Origin of the sequence: Pseudomonas sp. LF-5 (assembly GCF_037626295.1) — a bacterium.
Classification (GTDB): domain Bacteria; phylum Pseudomonadota; class Gammaproteobacteria; order Pseudomonadales; family Pseudomonadaceae; genus Aquipseudomonas; species Aquipseudomonas monsensis.
This window is the reverse complement of sequence record NZ_JARKMT010000002.1, coordinates 881,251-897,563: the sequence shown is the minus strand read 5'-3', so window position 1 is coordinate 897,563 and position 16,313 is coordinate 881,251. Positions and strand designations below refer to the sequence as shown.

Here is a 16,313-nt window from a genome sequence, read left to right as displayed (position 1 = left end):
ATGATTTAGCGCAGCGGCTGCCCGGCGCCCCACCGCCCAGACAAAAATGCCGAAGCCGGTCCAGGACCGGCTTCGGCAGCTTTATCGGCAATCACTCGATTGGCTCAGAGCGGGCCCTGTGAATGCCCCTCGGCCATCGCCACGATGACTTTGCGCGGCCCGACGAAGGGCGAGCGCGCATGCGCCGAGAGCATGTTGTCGAGCATCAGCACATCGCCTTCCTGCCACGGAAAACTGATCGCGCATTCGTCGAGCACCGCGCGGATCTGCGCCAGCACCTCGTCTTCGATGGCCGAGCCGTCGCCGTAATAGACGTTACGCGGCAAGTCCTCTTCGTCGACGATGTCCAGCAGGCTTTCGCGCACTTCCGCTTGCAGGTTGGAAATGTGGAACAGGTGCGCCTGATTGAACCAGACGTTGTCGCCGGTCACCGGATGCACCGCCACCGCCTGACAGGTCTGACGGGTGCGCAACTCCCCGTCATCCTTCCATTCGCAAACAATGCCGTGAGCCTTGCAGTAAGCCTCGACGACCTCGCGATCTTCGGTGTTGAACACATCTTCCCAGGCTACATCCAGGCCATTGCCGAAATTGCGCACATACATCAGGCCTTTGCTGACGAAGCGCTCACGGATCGCCGCCGGTATGCGCCGATAGACTTCACGGCTATCGGCAATCGGCGTTTCGCCACCGGATTTCGCCGCGATCATGCTGTAGAACCAGATCTTCATCGGCCAGTCGCGGGAATACGCCTGCTCGTTGTGCAACGGGATGCTCTGGTGCGCCGGGTACTCCGTCGAGGTGTACACCCCTTGAGTAACGTTGGTGCGCGGCGTCGAACCGAACTCGTAGTTCAACAACGGATGGCCAAAACTGGCGGCGAACTGGCGAAACTGTTCGGCACCGTTCAGGCGAAATCCACGAAACAGCACCCCGCCATCGCGCAGCAGATGCTCATCCACCAATGCTTTCAATTCGTCGAACACCGCCAACAGGTCGGTTTGCGCGTCGCTCGCCTCCACCAACAATGGCAGGCGTCCCCGTTGCGGCAGCAGCGGCCGAACGGAAAATTCCACAGCAACAGCCATGACTGGCCTCCTGTAATCACTCGATAAGGGCGCCGTGCGTTACAGCGCCGGGGCCGTCGCTTGGGCATGACGCCGGTGATGGACTTCCAGATGCGTCTTGATCGTGCGGATGACCCGGGCTTCGTGTTCATGAATGAAGAAATGCCCGCCGGTCATCATGTCCACGGAAAAACTGCCCTGGGTTTCCTTGCTCCAGCCAATCAGTTGCTCGGTGGTCGCGCGATCTTCCTTGCCGCCCAGCACGTGCACCGGGCAATTGAGCGAAGGCCGCTGCGCCGGCGTGAAGCGTCCGCACATCATGAAATCGGCACGCAGCACGGGCAGCGTCAGACTCATCAGCTCTTTATTGGCCAGCACTTCTTCGCTGGTGCCCTGAAAGGTGCGTAACTGCTCGATCAGCTCTTCGTCGCTGCGCGCTTCGGCGAACCCACGGTCGTAGTCGCTGCGCATCGTCGGCGCGGCGGTGCCGGAAGCGAACAGCGCCACCGGCTCCGGTGCGCCGAGTTCGCGAAAGGCGTGGGCCATCTCGCAGGCCAGCAGCGCGCCGAGGCTGTGCCCGAACAGCGCATAAGGCGTGTGCAGACCGGGCTTTTGCTCGCGGGCCAGCTGGCGCGCCAGGGCGCGCATGTCGATTTGCAGGGGTTCGTCGAAACGGGCACCGCGCCCGGGCAGTTCTACCGGTTGCAAGTGCAGCCACGACGGCAGTTGGCGCCGCCAGCGGCTGTAGACCATGGCGCTGGCGCCCGAATAGGGCAGGCACAGCAGTGTCAGCTTTGTCACCGCGTTTACCTCAATGGGTTATCTGTAAAAGAGAACGGATGAGGCGTCGCGCGAATTAGTCCGCCCTTCGCGAGCAGGCTCGCACAGGGGATTTGTGTGCGTGGCAGCCCCCTTGCAGGAGCGAGCCTGCTCGCGAAGAGGTCAGCCCATTCGACGCAGCACCTTGCGTCGAGTGAACTCTCGTCGCTTACCACCGGTCAGCTAATTAAGCCCTCAACCCAGGCCCCTCCCCTATGCATATTTCTCTCGCCGGTCAGGTAGCCCTCGTCACCGGCGCCAGTTCCGGCATCGGCCACGCCGCCGCCAAGGCCCTGGCCGCCGCCGGGGCTGCGGTGGTCATCAACTACAACCGCCAGGCCGAGCCCGCCGAAGCCCTCGCCCGGCAGATCGTCGCCGACGGTGGCCAGGCCATCGCGATTGGCGCCGATGTGTCGAAGGAAGACGAGGTCGAACGGCTGTTCGCCCAGACCCTCGACGCCTTTGGCTCGCTGGATATTCTGGTGGCCAACTCGGGTATGCAAAAAGACGCCGCCGCCGTGGACATGACCCTGGATGACTGGAACGCGGTGATCGGCGTCAACCTCACCGGCCAGTTTCTCTGCGCCCGTGCCGCGTTGCGAATCTTCAATCGCCAGGGCATTCGCCAGGGCGTGTCCCGCGCCGCCGGCAAGATCATTCACGTGAGTTCGGTGCACCAGCGCATTCCGTGGGCCGGGCACGTCAACTATGCGGCGTCCAAGGGTGGCGTCGACCAGTTGATGCAGACCCTCGCCCAGGAAGTCAGCCATCAGCGCATTCGCATCAACGGCATCGCGCCGGGGGCGATTCGCACGGCGATCAACGCGGAGGCCACCGAGGGCGACGCGGCGCAGGCGTTGCTCAAACTGATTCCCTACGGCCGCATCGGCGATGTCGAAGATGTCGCCAACGCGGTGGTATTCCTTGCCTGCGACGCCTCCGACTACATCGTCGGCACTACCCTGTTCATCGACGGCGGCATGAGCCTCTATCCGGAGTTTCGCGGCAATGGCTGAGCATCACCTGGAACGACAAAGCCCGATCGACGCCCACGGCATCATCGGCGACATGCGCACCGCAGCACTGGTCAACGACAAGGGCAGCGTGGATTTTTTCTGCTGGCCGGAGTTCGACAGCCCGTCGATTTTCTGTTCGCTGCTCGACAGCCCTGACGCCGGGATTTTCCAGTTGGCGCCGGACTTGCCCGACGCCCGACGCGAACAGATTTACCTGCCAGACACCAACGTGCTGCAAACCCGCTGGCTCAGTGAACGGGCGGTGGTTGAGGTCACCGACCTGCTGCCGGTGGCCGACAACCAGGACGACCTGCCGCTGTTGATGCGCCGGGTGCGGGTGGTCAGCGGCGAGGCGACCTTCCATGTGCGTTGTGCCGTGCGCCACGACTACGCCCGCGCCAAGACCCGCGCACAGATGGACCGGCAAGCCGTGGTGTTCAGCGCCGAGGGGCAACCGTCGATGCGGCTGACCTCGGATCAAGCGCTGCACATCGAGAACGATGCGGCGCTGGCCTCCTTTACCTTGAAGCACAACGAGCACGCCGAGTTCCTCCTCGGTGGCGCCGACGATCCGCGCTTTGAACAAGGTGCCGCGCAATTGTGCATGGAGCGCACCTTGAGCTTCTGGCGCGGCTGGATCGGCCAGTCCAACTATCGCGGCCGCTGGCGGGAGATGGTCAACCGTTCAGCCCTCGCGCTGAAGCTGCTGACATCGCGCCAGCACGGCGCAATTCTGGCGGCGGCGACCTTCGGTCTGCCGGAAACCCCCGGCGGCGAACGCAACTGGGATTACCGCTACACGTGGATACGCGACGCGTCGTTTACCGTTTATGCCTTTATGCGCCTGGGCTTTGTCGACGAAGCCAATGCCTACATGGGCTGGCTGCGTGGGCGGGTCAGCGATTGCTGCGGCCAGCCAACCAAACTCAACATTCTGTATGCCATTGACGGTCGTCAGGAACTGCCCGAAACCGAACTCACTCACCTGTCCGGCCACGGTGGCGCGCAACCGGTGCGTATCGGCAATGGTGCGTATGAGCAGATTCAGCTGGATATCTTTGGCGAATTGATGGACGCGGTGTATCTGGTCAACAAGTATGGCGACGCCATTTCCCACGAAGGCTGGAACCACGTGCGCGAAGTGGTCGATCAAGTGTGTGAGACATGGCAGACCGCTGATGTAGGCATTTGGGAAATGCGCGGTGAACAACATCACTTTCTGCATTCGCGGCTGATGTGTTGGGTGGCGCTGGATCGGGCCATTCGTCTGGCTTCGAAACGCTCGTTGCCGGCGCCGTTTGTGCAATGGGATCAGACCCGGCAGGCGATCTACGCCGATATCTGGGGCAACTTCTGGAATGAGGAGCGCGGGCATTTCGTCCAGTACAAGGGCGGAACGGCGCTGGACGGTTCGATGCTGCTGATGCCGCTGGTGCGCTTTGTCAGCGCCAAGGACCCGCGGTGGCTGTCGACCCTTGAGGCAATCGAAAAGACCTTGGTGCGCGACGGCATGGTTTATCGCTATCGCAACGACGATGCCAACATCGACGGTTTGACCGGCACCGAAGGCGCGTTTGCCGCGTGTTCGTTCTGGTACGTCGAATGCCTAGCCCGCGCCGGCCAGGTGGAAAAGGCCCATCTGGAGTTCGAACAACTGCTGCGCTATGCAAACCCGCTGGGGCTGTACGCCGAAGAGTTCGACAGCAAGGGCCGGCATCTGGGCAACACCCCTCAGGCGCTGACGCATCTGGCACTGATCAGTGCGGCGAGTTTTCTTGATCGGCGTTTGAGTGGGGAAAAGAGTGTTTGGCAGCCGTAATTTCGTCAGTCTCTGTAGGAAATATGCCGAACTTCAGCGCTTCGCCGGGCTAACCCCTACACAGAAATAAACAGAATCAGATCCCCTCTGGTGAGGGGATTTATCCCCCGACGGGCTGCGAGGCGGCCCGGCTCTTTGCCCGCTCGTTTCTTCAGCAGTACCGCATTGCATGGCTTTGCGACTGCTGCGCAGCCGATCGGGGATAAATCCGCTCACCACAGTTTGTGTAGTTTTTTCCGACTTTGTCTAAACAACACCCAGGTAAATCCCTCCCCCGTAACCTGCACTTACACCCTGAAATACCCTGTTGCCAGCTGTTACATCCACCCCTACCATCCACCGCAACGGGCACAGCGGAGCTGTCCAATAAAACCCGAATTCAAGGAACCAGAATGACCCAGCACGTCCACCGCACCATCGGCACGCCCCTGCGCAGCGGCCTGACCCGCACCCAACTCTGGGAAGCCGCCGACCAAGGCCTGATCAAATGCTGGGAGATCGGCCGCCAGCGCGCCACCCGCTTCCCCGACCTCGCGCAAAAATGCCTTGCCGGCGAACTGCCGGTGCTCGGCTGGAAAGGTGGCGTCAGTCGCAGCCTGAAGAAAAACGAAAAATTCGGCTCGCTCAAATACCTCGCGCAGTGGCAAGGATTACGTGGCGAGGATCTGGATATTGATCTGGGTGAAGAGCGTTCGCTGACCTGCTCGCGGACGAAGATGCGGGTGACGTTTACTCCGGATCGGGCGAAGTATTTCAATCAGCTCGCAGAGGCCGAGGTTTAAGGAGAAGCAGCAATGGTCGATCTGCATCAGGAGTTTCAAAACAGCGCTTTCTTTCATCAGGCCAGGATCGACCGGCGTTCAGCCGACGCACTGGTGGGTATTGCCGCAGGACTTGCCGCCGACGGGAAGATCAACCAGCAAGAAGCCGAGTTTCTCAAGACATGGATCGAAACCCATTTGGTGCACTTGGAAGATCCGGTCGTAAACATCCTATACAAGCGACTCGCCGACATGCTCAACGACGGTGTTCTAGACGCCGATGAATCTGTGGAATTGCTGGAAATGCTCCATCAGTTCACCGGTTTACCGGTCGGCATCGCACAAACCCATACAGCGTCTACCAGTCTTCCTCTCGACCACCCGGCCCCGGAATTATGTCTGGTTGATCGGGTATTCCTCTTTACCGGCGTCATGGCCTACGGACCACGAAAGGAATGTGAATCGAAGATTATCGAACGTGGTGGACTGATTGGCGGCTCCGTCAGTAAAAAAACTCACTATCTGGTGGTCGGTAGTATTGGCAATGATCAGTGGCTTCATAGCACTTATGGCACCAAGATCAAAAAAGCCGTAGAACTGAGAGACAACGGCGTGCCGATTGCGATCATCAGCGAAGATCACTGGCAGAAGGTGCTGTTCGGATAACAGGAGCATGAGATGACCGATGATGCGATTCTTTTCAGCAGAACTCCAAGTCTGACCATTGCCTACGAATACCATGGCCCGGACACAGGCACACCGGTCATCCTGCTCCACGGCTTCCCCTATTCACCCCGCGGCTACGACGAAATCGCCCCAGCCCTTGCTGCCGAGGGATACCGGGTGATCGTCCAGTACCTGCGCGGTTACGGCCCGACCCGTTTCAACAGCCCGGACACGTTGCGTTCCGGCCAGCAAGCGGCGCTGGCGCAGGATCTGCTGGATCTGATGGATGCGTTGGGTATCGAGCAAGCGACGTTGTGCGGTTATGACTGGGGTGGTCGGGCGGCGTGCATTGTGGCGGCGCTGTTTCCTGAGCGGGTGCGCGGTTTGGTGACTGGCGACGGCTACAACCTACAAAACATTCCGAATTCGGTCCAGCCGCTGGATCCGCAGAGCGAGCATCGCTATTGGTATCAGTATTACTTCCACACGCCCCGTGGCGTTGAAGGGCTGACGCAGAATCGTCGGGCGCTGTGCGAATTGCTGTGGCAGTTGTGGTCGCCGACCTGGGCGCGGAACGCCGAGCGTTATCCGTTGAGTGCACCGGCGTTCGACAACCCGGATTTCGTCGAGGTGGTGATTCACTCTTATCGTCATCGCTTCATGTATGCGCCGGGTGATCCGGCGCTGGAAGGGATGGAGCTGGCGCTGGAGAAACGACCGGCGATCAGTGTTCCGACGATTTCACTGTGCGGTGCTGATGATGGCGTAGGTCCGGCGCCGGCGGAGGATGAAGATGCCCACCACTTCACCGGGTTTTACGAGCGGCGGGTGCTGGCCGGCGTTGGGCATAACATTCCGGAAGAGGCGCCGGATGAAACACTCAAGGCATTGCTGGATCTGTTGCAACGTAAATAAACGCCCCTTGATAACGCATAGCCACGCAAGAGATTGACTGGCAATTGCAGTAGCACATGGCTACTCTCTTTGGATCCATTCAATCAAATCTTCGCCTCCCCCCCGTCGGGCAGGCGCTATGCGCATGACAAGGAACGGTTTACATGGGCGAGAATCCCGGCATCGAAATCGAATTGCCAATCGACCAAGGCGAACAGGCACATCAACCGGAACCAAAAAACCTGTTGGCGCAAGACGTCTACAAAAAAATCGTAGAGCACTTACAAAACAGTCTTGGCAAAACTCCCTCTTTGGACAGTCCGTCAGACGACCTTGACGACTATCGCAGCCATGAGGCGATTCTGATTGACGGTGGTCGAGGCACCGGGAAAAGCTCGGTTTTAGTCAATCTCAAGACTTACCTCGAAGGTAATAAGGATCTGTTGATCCTCAAACCCTTGGATCCGACACTCCTGGAAAACGGTGATGACCTCCTGCTCAACGTGATTGTTGCTGCGTTAATGAGAGACAAGGCCGTTCGTGGCGCCCTGCAAAACCATGAAAAGGAAGCTGAAGCGTTTTATGAGCAGTTGCATAAGCTGGGAGCGGCACTGGAAGGTATCCAGAAACAGAAAGAGCAATATGGTCTGGATAAACTTCGTGCGTTCATGGGCAACCAGTCTCTCGCAGAAAATGTTCACCTTCTGCTGAAAAAAACTTTGTCACTGACTGGAAAAAAGCTGGTTGTTCTACCTATTGATGACGTTGATACTTCGCTGCAGTTGGCCTTTGAAAACATTGAGGTTGTTCGCAAATACTTGACCTCTCCTTTTGTCGTACCCCTGATCAGTGGTGACCTGAGTCTGTATGACGAAGTTATCTGGCGTGAATTTCATGGACGACTGACACATCCCAAAGCGGCTATCGAAAAAGAAGCGCAAACAAGGGCCAAGGATCTTGCGGAAGAATATCAACGTAAAGTTCTTCCGCTACCGAGACGGGTAAAACTTCCGGCGCTAACAAGCTACCTGCAGAATCAAAAAATCATCCTGACCGATAATGGCGTAAAAATCTTTCCGCTCGGCATGCTCCAATACTGGCTTGACGCATTACTTAACGAACGAGTCAACGGAGAGGAAAATAGTCGCCTTGAAACCCCGCTACAGACCGTCAGAGAAATGACTCAATTCATCAATGGTTGCAAGCATCTGATTCCAAAGCTCAAGGATCACCTTGACCTAGATTTCAATAGTTGCTCGCCTCAAACTCTTCCCACCATGCTTAAACGCCTGTTGTTCATGCCACTGGGTGTTGCGATGGCTGTACAGGACTTTGAAGAAAATCTCAATAAGGCGGTCACCGTCGAACGTCATCGACGGGATGGTCGCACCGGGAAGGAGCGAGCCTATCGTTCATTAGGAGCCAGTACAGCGGACATCCCTGAGAATCTGAAAAAGGAACTTCGCCCTTACATTCAACAGTGGCAGAAAGTCATTTCTGATTATTTTCAGTATCATCGCAAAGGTGGGGCCGTTTACTTCACCGCTTTCACCAACGAAAAATGGCACGCTGAAAGCAATGACAGTAAAAAAACATCTGTATTAGCACATGACATGTTCCAGCCACTGGAGCAAAACAATAAAAAATATGAATACTTTGACAATATTTCCAGCATAAACAAAGTCTGGACCGAAATATTTTCCCCGATTGTTCCTCAAGCTTGGATAGAGCGAATCCCAAAGTCGACCATCTTGTACTTTCCGGTTCCAGAAAAAGGCCAAAGAATTCATGTCAAGCCTTCTTCCAGTTGGTCATTCAATCCCCACGTTCCCGAAGATCTTCAGGGCAAGGCAGAACTGGCACGGCAACTGCTTGTGCACTGGAGTTTTTTTTCGCCTAACCAGCGGGCGAACCTCGTATTTCACGGGCGAATTTTTGAACTGATTATCGCTAGCCTTGTACGGGACATTTCGGAGACCGAAATCACGGAGATCATAAACCGTCCGCCTTTTCACTCGATATCGGCGCTGGCACATACCAACACACTCAATCTCTCTGAAGCCTTCGACGCGAACGAGGATGAATCTAGGGAAGATGTCAGTACGGAAGATTCACTCAAAGGCGACCACGAAACGAACGAAGCCATAGCCAATCTCGCAAGTGAAATAAATAACTGGCGCCAGAATAACAACATCCAAGCCCCGCATAGCTGGTTGATCCATAACGTTCTTAATAAATCGTTCAACCAAATAAGTATATTTTCGACAAATAAAAAGCCGAACAACCCCTCGCTATTCGAAATCATTGATTCGGGAATGCGAATGTTTAACTCCGTTTGGTCTGCATTCGGGAGCTTCGAAAAAGGTGAAGTATTTGGCCTACCAAGGATAATTTCCTACGTTAACATGTCAAGCTCCAGCACCAACTTCGAACAACATCCACATTATCGACAAAATATTCTTCCGTTTCTGCAAAAAATCAATGATAGAGCGCAGCATCACGACTTTAAAACTGGATCCTACACTTTTGCACTGGAATCCCACCCTCTCCGCACCCTATTGCGGGAACTATTGACAAACAACCATAAAACACAAAACAACTCTACAAACAAGAAGGAAAACGAACGAAAAATCTCAATAAATAAAACACACCCCCTATCCGGCTTCTTTGAAACAGCCATGGAATCATTAACAGAACCAGAAAAATTAAAAAAACACATAACAGACTCAACAAAACTTAATAAAATAATCAACGCAACCGCCCGGGAGCAAGGCATAGCTTTAAAAATAGGCACGATAAAAAACCTTCCCTCCCACACAATGCTAAAGTTTTTAACCTCTGTAAGTGATAAATGTGATGACTCATTGAAAGTTGAGTTCAGCAATGTCATAAATGGAATCAAACACGTAGAGCCGGGAACGCCACAGCGCCATCTTAGATACATGCATGAACAGTATGTGGAGCACTTAAAAGCCGCAACTTCCGGGTCTGGTCCTGCCTGATGCTCGACCAATCACTCTTCGAGCTCGCCAGCGCCACGTGCTTCTCCAGTACATCCTTGGCGGAGACCTTGCGGTCGCGGCTCCTGGTTGCACCAGACCTAGGTGATCCGACCCTACACGACTCGTTTCACGCAACCTGTCTGCGTAATCTGCGTCTCGATCTTGATGCGGATTACCCCCGCCGGTTTCGTATCAACGACATGGATCTGGCACTCGAGACTCTGTGGCCTCGCAACATCTTCCTTGAGTCACAGGGAGGAAGGCTCGACATGCTCGACGGCCTGTTCGATCAACTGTTTCTGGAAAACGGTGACGTCATTCAGTATCGCGATGACCGTGTGCAGGCTTATGTGCGATGTGCTGCGCGGCTTGATCCGGCGTTGCTGGCCGGTTGGCGGATTGCCAGGCGTCTGCGACAACAGCCGAGGCTTGGATGCAATGACCTGTCGCGGATTGTGGAGGCTCAACAGCCGTTTTTCAGCCCACGTGCGCAGACAGGCAAAGCGTTTGCGGAAAACCATGTGCACTTGGGCGGAGTCCACTATGACGGCCTGGTGTTGATGTCGGGTTTGACCGCGCCGTTGAAAGAGCTGGCGAACGAACCCGCACTGAAAATACTTCCATCCCTGCAACGATTGACACAAAGACTGTTGATGGAAGTTGGTACTGAGCCACTTGATTCAAATCAGGTTCGTGAAATCTGCACCAAGAGTCTCGGCAGCCGCTGGAAAATCGAGCCGCCCATCAGCATCAATTGGAAATGGCTCGCTGAAAAACAGATGGAACCAGCCGATGTTCTGCATCCGCATTGGCAACGACAGAAAATTGCCCGGGCCCTGATCAAAGGCGATACCGGCAAGGCATGGTTGTGGTTTGTGATCTGGTGCTGGACGCGGTATCAAGATCCTGCCTGCACCAGCGAACTGCGCATGGCCCTGTTTTATCTACTCAATTCGCTGACTCACATGCGCCGACAACTGTTGATGGACGGCCAGGGCCTGACCCGTTTTGTAGACGTCTACAACAATCAGGCGCGCCGCAATCTGGGCTGGAATCAGCAGTACACCGATGCCGCGCGGCGTATCTTTCACGGTGAAGGTGACGTGGCGGAGATCAAGGTTGTCCATCATCAGTTCTCACCTCAAGCCGTCGTCCAGTGGTTGGGCCATCTGAGCACCGCCATTGGCCTTGAGTCGGCACCAAAACTCCGGCAAGTACCCTTGGCAAAACAACTGGCAATGCGCAATGCGTTTGAGCGCTGGCACTTCTGCATTCACCTCATTCGTGATGAACTCAGTCGAGATAACCCTTCAAACGTCTGGCAGGAAGCCAACAAGCTGCAAAGTAAACTCGCCAGCAATGCTTCTTGGGAACGTGAAGAACTGATCAATACGTCGTCGCTGTGGCCCGGACGGCTACAACCAGCCCGCTGGATACGAGGTCTAGATGTGGCGGGAGATGAAAATGCGGTGAAGACCGAAGTATTTGCCCCCGCGATCAGATGGTTGCGCCAAGGCCTGCAATCCAAACCTTTTCTGGCGGCTCCCGCAACGGGACTGCATCTGAGCATTCACGCTGGCGAAGATTATGCCCATCCACTATCGGGGATGCGCCACATCGATGAAACCGTCGAATTTTGTGAAATGCGTTCGGGTGATAGGCTCGGACATGCCCTGGCGCTTGGTATAGAACCCAAAATGTGGCTGGATCGACATGGTGAAGCCGTTCTACCGCTTGATGAGCATGTCGACAACCTGGTCTGGGCCTGGCATCACGCCTGCGAAATGAGCCCACACCTTGATCTGGCGGCACAGATCGTTCCCAAACTGGAACGTACTCTGCGCCGGCTCATTCCGAACATTTCCTGGTTACAGCAAGAATCAACTTTGCCGACGATCGAACAGCTTTTCGACGCATGGCGGTTACGACGCAACTGCAATCACTACGTTAAGTACAACAACATTGCCTATTTTGAGGACGCGAAACTCAAAATTGCCGTTCCTGACCGCCGTGATTTCGGACAAGACACAAAAAAAACACCCTCTCCCGCCGCGCAACTCTATCTACAACGCTGGCGGGGTCTTTCAATTCGACGAGCCGGTTTGAACAACTATGCATCGCCGCTTGAGAGTCATGAAAAAAAGCATCTCTGCAAGGTTCGAATTCGCCAGTCGGATCATGAATCCGACAGTCACTATCGGACAGAAGGGGATTTGAACCTGATTACCGTCACCGAAACGTCCAACGAAGTTTTGTTCATGCACGCACTTCAGGACTGGCTGCTCGACCGATATGACCGTCTGGGGCTGGTCATTGAAGCCAACCCGACTTCCAACGTTTACATCGCACGCCTGAAATGTCACAGCGAGCATCCCGTTTTTCGATGGTACCCGCCAGATGAAAACACCTTGGCCAAAGGCGCGAAAAATAACCTGTTCGGTTTGCGACGTGGGCCGATCAAGTTCTGCATCAATACAGACGACCCCGGCATCATGCCCACCACACTACGTACTGAATTTGCGCTTCTAAGAGAGGCTGCACTGACACACGAAGTGTCCCGCACGCAAGCAGAACAATGGCTGGAGCGCATTCGCCTGCTGGGCCTGGAACAGTTCCATCAGAAACATGAATCGTTATGGGGATAATTTTCCTCCTATGCTCGATGCTCACTGAACAACACCAAGCGCCACTTCAACAAGGACGCAAAGGAGCCGAAATACCCATGTTCGCTAAAACCCCACCGAAACCGGAGTCATTCAAAGTTTTTCTCGATGCGCTGAAATCGATTAACTCAAACCGGCACGACAAACAGTCCCTCATACGCATTGTTGAAGAAGTCAGCACGCTGATGCAAAGCAACATTGACTTCTACTCAACGCTAAGCACGAGACATACCTCAAGGGCAAAAAAAACACGCTGGATCGCGATCGGATTTGGCACGATCGGGGTGCTTGCACCGCTATTAGGCGGAATCAATGAATACTTCAAAGGTCTGGTGGGTTGGGGATATCCCGCTCTGGCCGTTGCAGGTGCGGCTATGTTGGCTGATCGCTCTTTCGGTTATACACGGGGTCATATCAGGTACGTGATCGCACGTTTGGAACTGAAACACCTGTTGACCAACTTCCAGGTCCAGTGGTCGATGTGGCTCGCTAATCATCCTGAAAACACTCTGGCCCCGGAACAACTGAAAGAAGCCGAGGCGTTTCTGCAAAAATTTGTCGACACGGCCCATGAAATCGTCAAGGCAGAAACGGCGGCGTGGGGCATTGCCGTTGTTGAAGATATGCAGGAGCTCAAAAACCTGATTGGGCAGAACGCGAAAGCGAAGACGGACGATTCAAAAGATCCCGGTTGACGTTCAGACTCTGATCGCTATTCATGGACGTTTCCGACGGACTGTTCTCGGGAATCACTGACCGAAAACCGCTCCCGATAAGCCTGCGGCGTCACGCCAATTGCCCGCAAAAAACTGCGCCGCAACGTTTCTTCACTGCCAAACCCGCAGTTGGCCGCGATGCGTTTGACCGGCAAACCGGTGTCACTGAGCAAGCGCCGGGCGGTTTCGACACGAATCAATTCAATCGCCCGTGCCGGGGTCTGGCCGGTGTCGGCGCGGTAGTGGCGGACGAAACTGCGCTCGCTCATCCCGGCCTGTTCGGCCAGGGTCGGGATGCCGAGGTCGCAGGTGAGGTGTTCGGCGATCCACGCGTGCAGTTCATCAAAGCGATTGCCCTGATTTTGCAGCGACAGGGTTACGCTGAATTGCGATTGCCCGCCCGGGCGTTTGAGGAACACCACCAGGTGCCGCGCCACGTCCAGGGCGATGTCGCGGCCCAGATCTTCCTCGACCATTGCCAGGGCCAGATCAATGCCGGCGGTGACGCCCGCCGAGGTCCAGACCGGGCCGTCGTTGATGAAGATCGGATTGGCTTCGACCTGCAGCTTCGGGTGCTGCTGCGCCAATTGTTCGCAACGGGTCCAGTGCGTCACGACGCGGCGCCCGTCGAGCCAGCCACTGGCCGCCAACAGAAACGCGCCGGTGCACACCGAGGCGACGCGCCGGCATTTGGCCGCGTGTTCGCGCACCCAATCCACCAACAACGCGTCCTCAGCCGCCGGGTAAATGCCCCAGCCACCGGCGATGATCAAGGTATCGCTGGCCTGCTGCGGCAAAGGTTCGGCCAGCACCGCCAGCCCCGCCGAGGACATCACCGCCCCGCCCTCACTGGCAATAACCGACGGCGCATAGGGCAAGGGCAAACCGCGCTGACGCGCAATGTCGTTGGCCGAGGCGAACACCTGCAACGGCCCGGTGACGTCGAGGATCTGCATGTTGGCAAACGCGAGTACGTGAATGGCTTTGGGCATTTGGCGTAATTCGTGGGGTTATTGGCGTATACGCCAGAACCTACGCGCCTACAGTGAAGCCGTCCACCCCTTTTCATGGAGCAAGAACAATGACGTTGCAGATCGGTTTTCTGTTGTTCCCGCAAGTTCAGCAACTTGACCTGACCGGGCCGTACGACGTGCTCGCCTCGTTGCCGGGCGTGCACGTGCATCTGATCTGGAAGGATTTGATGCCGGTTACCGCCAGCACCGGTCTGCTGCTGAAACCGACCACTACGTTCGAGGATTGCCCGGATCTGGATGTGATCTGCGTGCCAGGCGGTGGTGGCGTCGGGGCGCTGATGGAGGATGAGGTAACGCTGGCCTTCATCAAGCGTCAGGCTGCGCAGGCGAAGTACGTGACATCGGTGTGCACCGGTTCGCTGGTGCTCGGCGCGGCGGGCCTGCTGCAAGGCAAACGTGCGACCACGCATTGGGCGTATCACGATCTGCTGCCGACACTGGGCGCGATTGCGGTGAAGGATCGGGTGGTGCGTGACGGCAATCTGTTTACCGGCGGCGGGATCACGGCGGGGATTGATTTCGCCCTGGTGCTGGCGGCTGAACTGTTCGATGCAGACACGGCGCAATTGGTGCAGTTGCAGCTGGAATATGCGCCGGCGCCGCCGTTTAATGCCGGTAGCCCGGACACCGCGCCGGGGGCGATTGTCGATGAAGCTCGCCTGCGTGCCGCGCCATCGCTGAAGTTGCGCACGGAAATCACCGAGCGTGCAGCGGCGAAACTCAACTTGCGCTAGATCCCAATCCCTACACAAATCCCTTGCTGGAATACTAATCCCCTGTGGGAGCGAGCTTGCTCGCGAAAGCGGTGCATCAGTCGAAACAACTATTGCCTGTCACACCGCTTTCGCGAGCAAGCTCGCTCCCACATTGGGATTTATGTTGGGCCAACGGTATCGGAGCTGTCCCGCTTTACCGCCACACCTTCACTTGTCCCCACGCCCCCACCCGTGTAGAAAGCCCTTCCACACATTCTGCACAGGGACTTTCCATGAAGGCGTTGCCATGGCTCTATCTGGCACTTCTCAGCCTCGGTTACGGGTGGGCGCTGAGCTACGGACAGCTCGGCTGGCTGGCGCTGATCAGCATCGGCCTTCTGTTATTTGCCGGATTTGCCGTGCGCCAGCAACAGGTACCGGTTGCACGGTTTCTCGGTCATGGTCTGTTTATCGTCCTCGCCCTGTCGCTGGCCCTGCACTGGTTACCGGGTTTCTACAATGGTCGCGCCATCGACCCGCAGCGCTTCACCGACAACGCCGTGCCGTTCGCGATGTACCTGAATCTGGACAAACCGCTGATTGGTTTCTGGTTGCTGCTGGTCTGTCCGTGGATTGTCGCGCGGCGGTCGTTGCGCCTGACCGTATACGCCACCCTCCTCGCCCTGACCCTGAGCGCCATCCTCGCCCTCGGCGGCGCACTGTTGCTTGGCGTCATCACTTGGGCGCCAAAGTGGCCGGACCCGGCGTGGCTGTGGGTGTTGAACAACCTGCTGCTGGTGACACTGGTCGAAGAAGCGCTGTTTCGCGGCTATATACAGGGCGGGCTCAGCCGGCGCTTCCAGCACCTGCCCTACGGCGACAACCTCGCCCTGTTGCTGGCCTCGCTGCTGTTCGGCCTGGTGCACGCCGGTGCCGGCTGGACCTGGGTGTTGCTGGCGGGTCTGGCCGGTGTCGGCTATGGTCTGGCCTACCGTTTTGGCGGGCTGGGTGCGGCGATCGCCACGCACTTCGGGCTGAACCTGCTGCACTTTGCGCTATTCACCTATCCGATGCTGGCGAGTTGAAGCAAGGCCCGTTTTGCGACGCCGTACTTATTACTGAAAAAAAACTTCAATAATTTCCTGACATCGCCGACAACCT

Annotated in this window: 13 protein-coding genes; 10 read left to right on the top strand and 3 right to left on the bottom strand. The window is 56.6% G+C overall.

Going from position 1 to position 16,313, the window contains the following annotated elements; genetic code table 11:
- Nucleotides 1-104: 104 nt before the first annotated feature.
- Together PseuLF5_RS11310 and PseuLF5_RS11305 are read right to left on the bottom strand one after the other, a co-directional pair.
- Nucleotides 105-1,088, bottom strand: a complete 984-nt coding sequence (locus PseuLF5_RS11310) for a TauD/TfdA family dioxygenase (protein ID WP_340133541.1) — start codon at nt 1,086-1,088, stop codon at nt 105-107.
- 39 nt (nt 1,089-1,127) lie between these two features.
- Nucleotides 1,128-1,868 (bottom strand): thioesterase II family protein, encoded by a 741-nt coding sequence (locus PseuLF5_RS11305; protein ID WP_123463524.1) that lies wholly within the window; start codon nt 1,866-1,868, stop codon nt 1,128-1,130.
- Between the two features lie 233 nt (nt 1,869-2,101).
- On the opposite strand from PseuLF5_RS11305, the gene PseuLF5_RS11300 reads away from it, so the two are divergent.
- The 8 genes from PseuLF5_RS11300 (at nt 2,102) to PseuLF5_RS11265 (ending at nt 13,402) form a co-directional block, all read left to right on the top strand.
- Nucleotides 2,102-2,902, top strand: a complete 801-nt coding sequence (locus PseuLF5_RS11300) for a glucose 1-dehydrogenase (protein WP_123463526.1) — start codon at nt 2,102-2,104, stop codon at nt 2,900-2,902.
- On the top strand, nt 2,895-4,721 hold the full coding sequence (locus PseuLF5_RS11295; protein ID WP_128615316.1) for a glycoside hydrolase family 15 protein: 1,827 nt from the start codon (nt 2,895-2,897) through the stop codon (nt 4,719-4,721). The genes PseuLF5_RS11300 and PseuLF5_RS11295 overlap by 8 nt, the downstream gene beginning before the upstream one ends.
- A 392-nt stretch (nt 4,722-5,113) precedes the next feature.
- On the top strand, nt 5,114-5,503 hold the full coding sequence (locus PseuLF5_RS11290) for a hypothetical protein (protein WP_340133540.1): 390 nt from the start codon (nt 5,114-5,116) through the stop codon (nt 5,501-5,503).
- A 12-nt stretch (nt 5,504-5,515) separates the two neighbouring features.
- Entirely contained in the window at nt 5,516-6,148 is a 633-nt protein-coding gene (locus tag PseuLF5_RS11285) for a BRCT domain-containing protein (RefSeq protein ID WP_340133538.1), read from the top strand.
- Between the two features lie 12 nt (nt 6,149-6,160).
- Nucleotides 6,161-7,063, top strand: coding sequence for an alpha/beta fold hydrolase (locus PseuLF5_RS11280; RefSeq protein ID WP_340133537.1), 903 nt, complete (start codon nt 6,161-6,163; stop codon nt 7,061-7,063).
- A gap of 143 nt (nt 7,064-7,206) precedes the next feature.
- Nucleotides 7,207-10,044 (top strand): antiviral RADAR system adenosine triphosphatase RdrA, encoded by a 2,838-nt coding sequence (rdrA, locus tag PseuLF5_RS11275; protein WP_340133535.1) that lies wholly within the window; start codon nt 7,207-7,209, stop codon nt 10,042-10,044.
- A complete protein-coding gene (gene rdrB / locus PseuLF5_RS11270) occupies nt 10,044-12,689 on the top strand; it encodes an antiviral RADAR system adenosine deaminase RdrB (RefSeq protein ID WP_340133534.1) in 2,646 nt (881 codons plus the stop codon). Before rdrA ends, rdrB begins: the two co-directional genes overlap by 1 nt.
- A gap of 77 nt (nt 12,690-12,766) precedes the next feature.
- Nucleotides 12,767-13,402 carry an SLATT domain-containing protein gene (locus tag PseuLF5_RS11265; RefSeq protein ID WP_340133533.1) on the top strand — a complete coding sequence of 212 codons (636 nt, stop codon included), beginning with the start codon at nt 12,767-12,769 and terminating at the stop codon, nt 13,400-13,402.
- A gap of 17 nt (nt 13,403-13,419) precedes the next feature.
- Here the strand turns inward: PseuLF5_RS11265 and PseuLF5_RS11260 are convergent, their stop codons facing one another.
- Nucleotides 13,420-14,415, bottom strand: a complete 996-nt coding sequence (locus PseuLF5_RS11260; RefSeq protein WP_340133531.1) for a GlxA family transcriptional regulator — start codon at nt 14,413-14,415, stop codon at nt 13,420-13,422.
- Nucleotides 14,416-14,504: 89 nt separating this feature from the next.
- On the opposite strand from PseuLF5_RS11260, the gene inhA reads away from it, so the two are divergent.
- Both inhA and PseuLF5_RS11250 read left to right on the top strand, forming a co-directional pair.
- Nucleotides 14,505-15,191: an isonitrile hydratase gene (gene inhA, locus PseuLF5_RS11255; protein ID WP_340133529.1), complete on the top strand. Its 687-nt coding sequence runs from the start codon at nt 14,505-14,507 to the stop codon at nt 15,189-15,191.
- A 254-nt stretch (nt 15,192-15,445) separates the two neighbouring features.
- Nucleotides 15,446-16,237, top strand: coding sequence for a CPBP family intramembrane glutamic endopeptidase (locus tag PseuLF5_RS11250; protein WP_340133528.1), 792 nt, complete (start codon nt 15,446-15,448; stop codon nt 16,235-16,237).
- Nucleotides 16,238-16,313 lie beyond the last annotated feature (76 nt).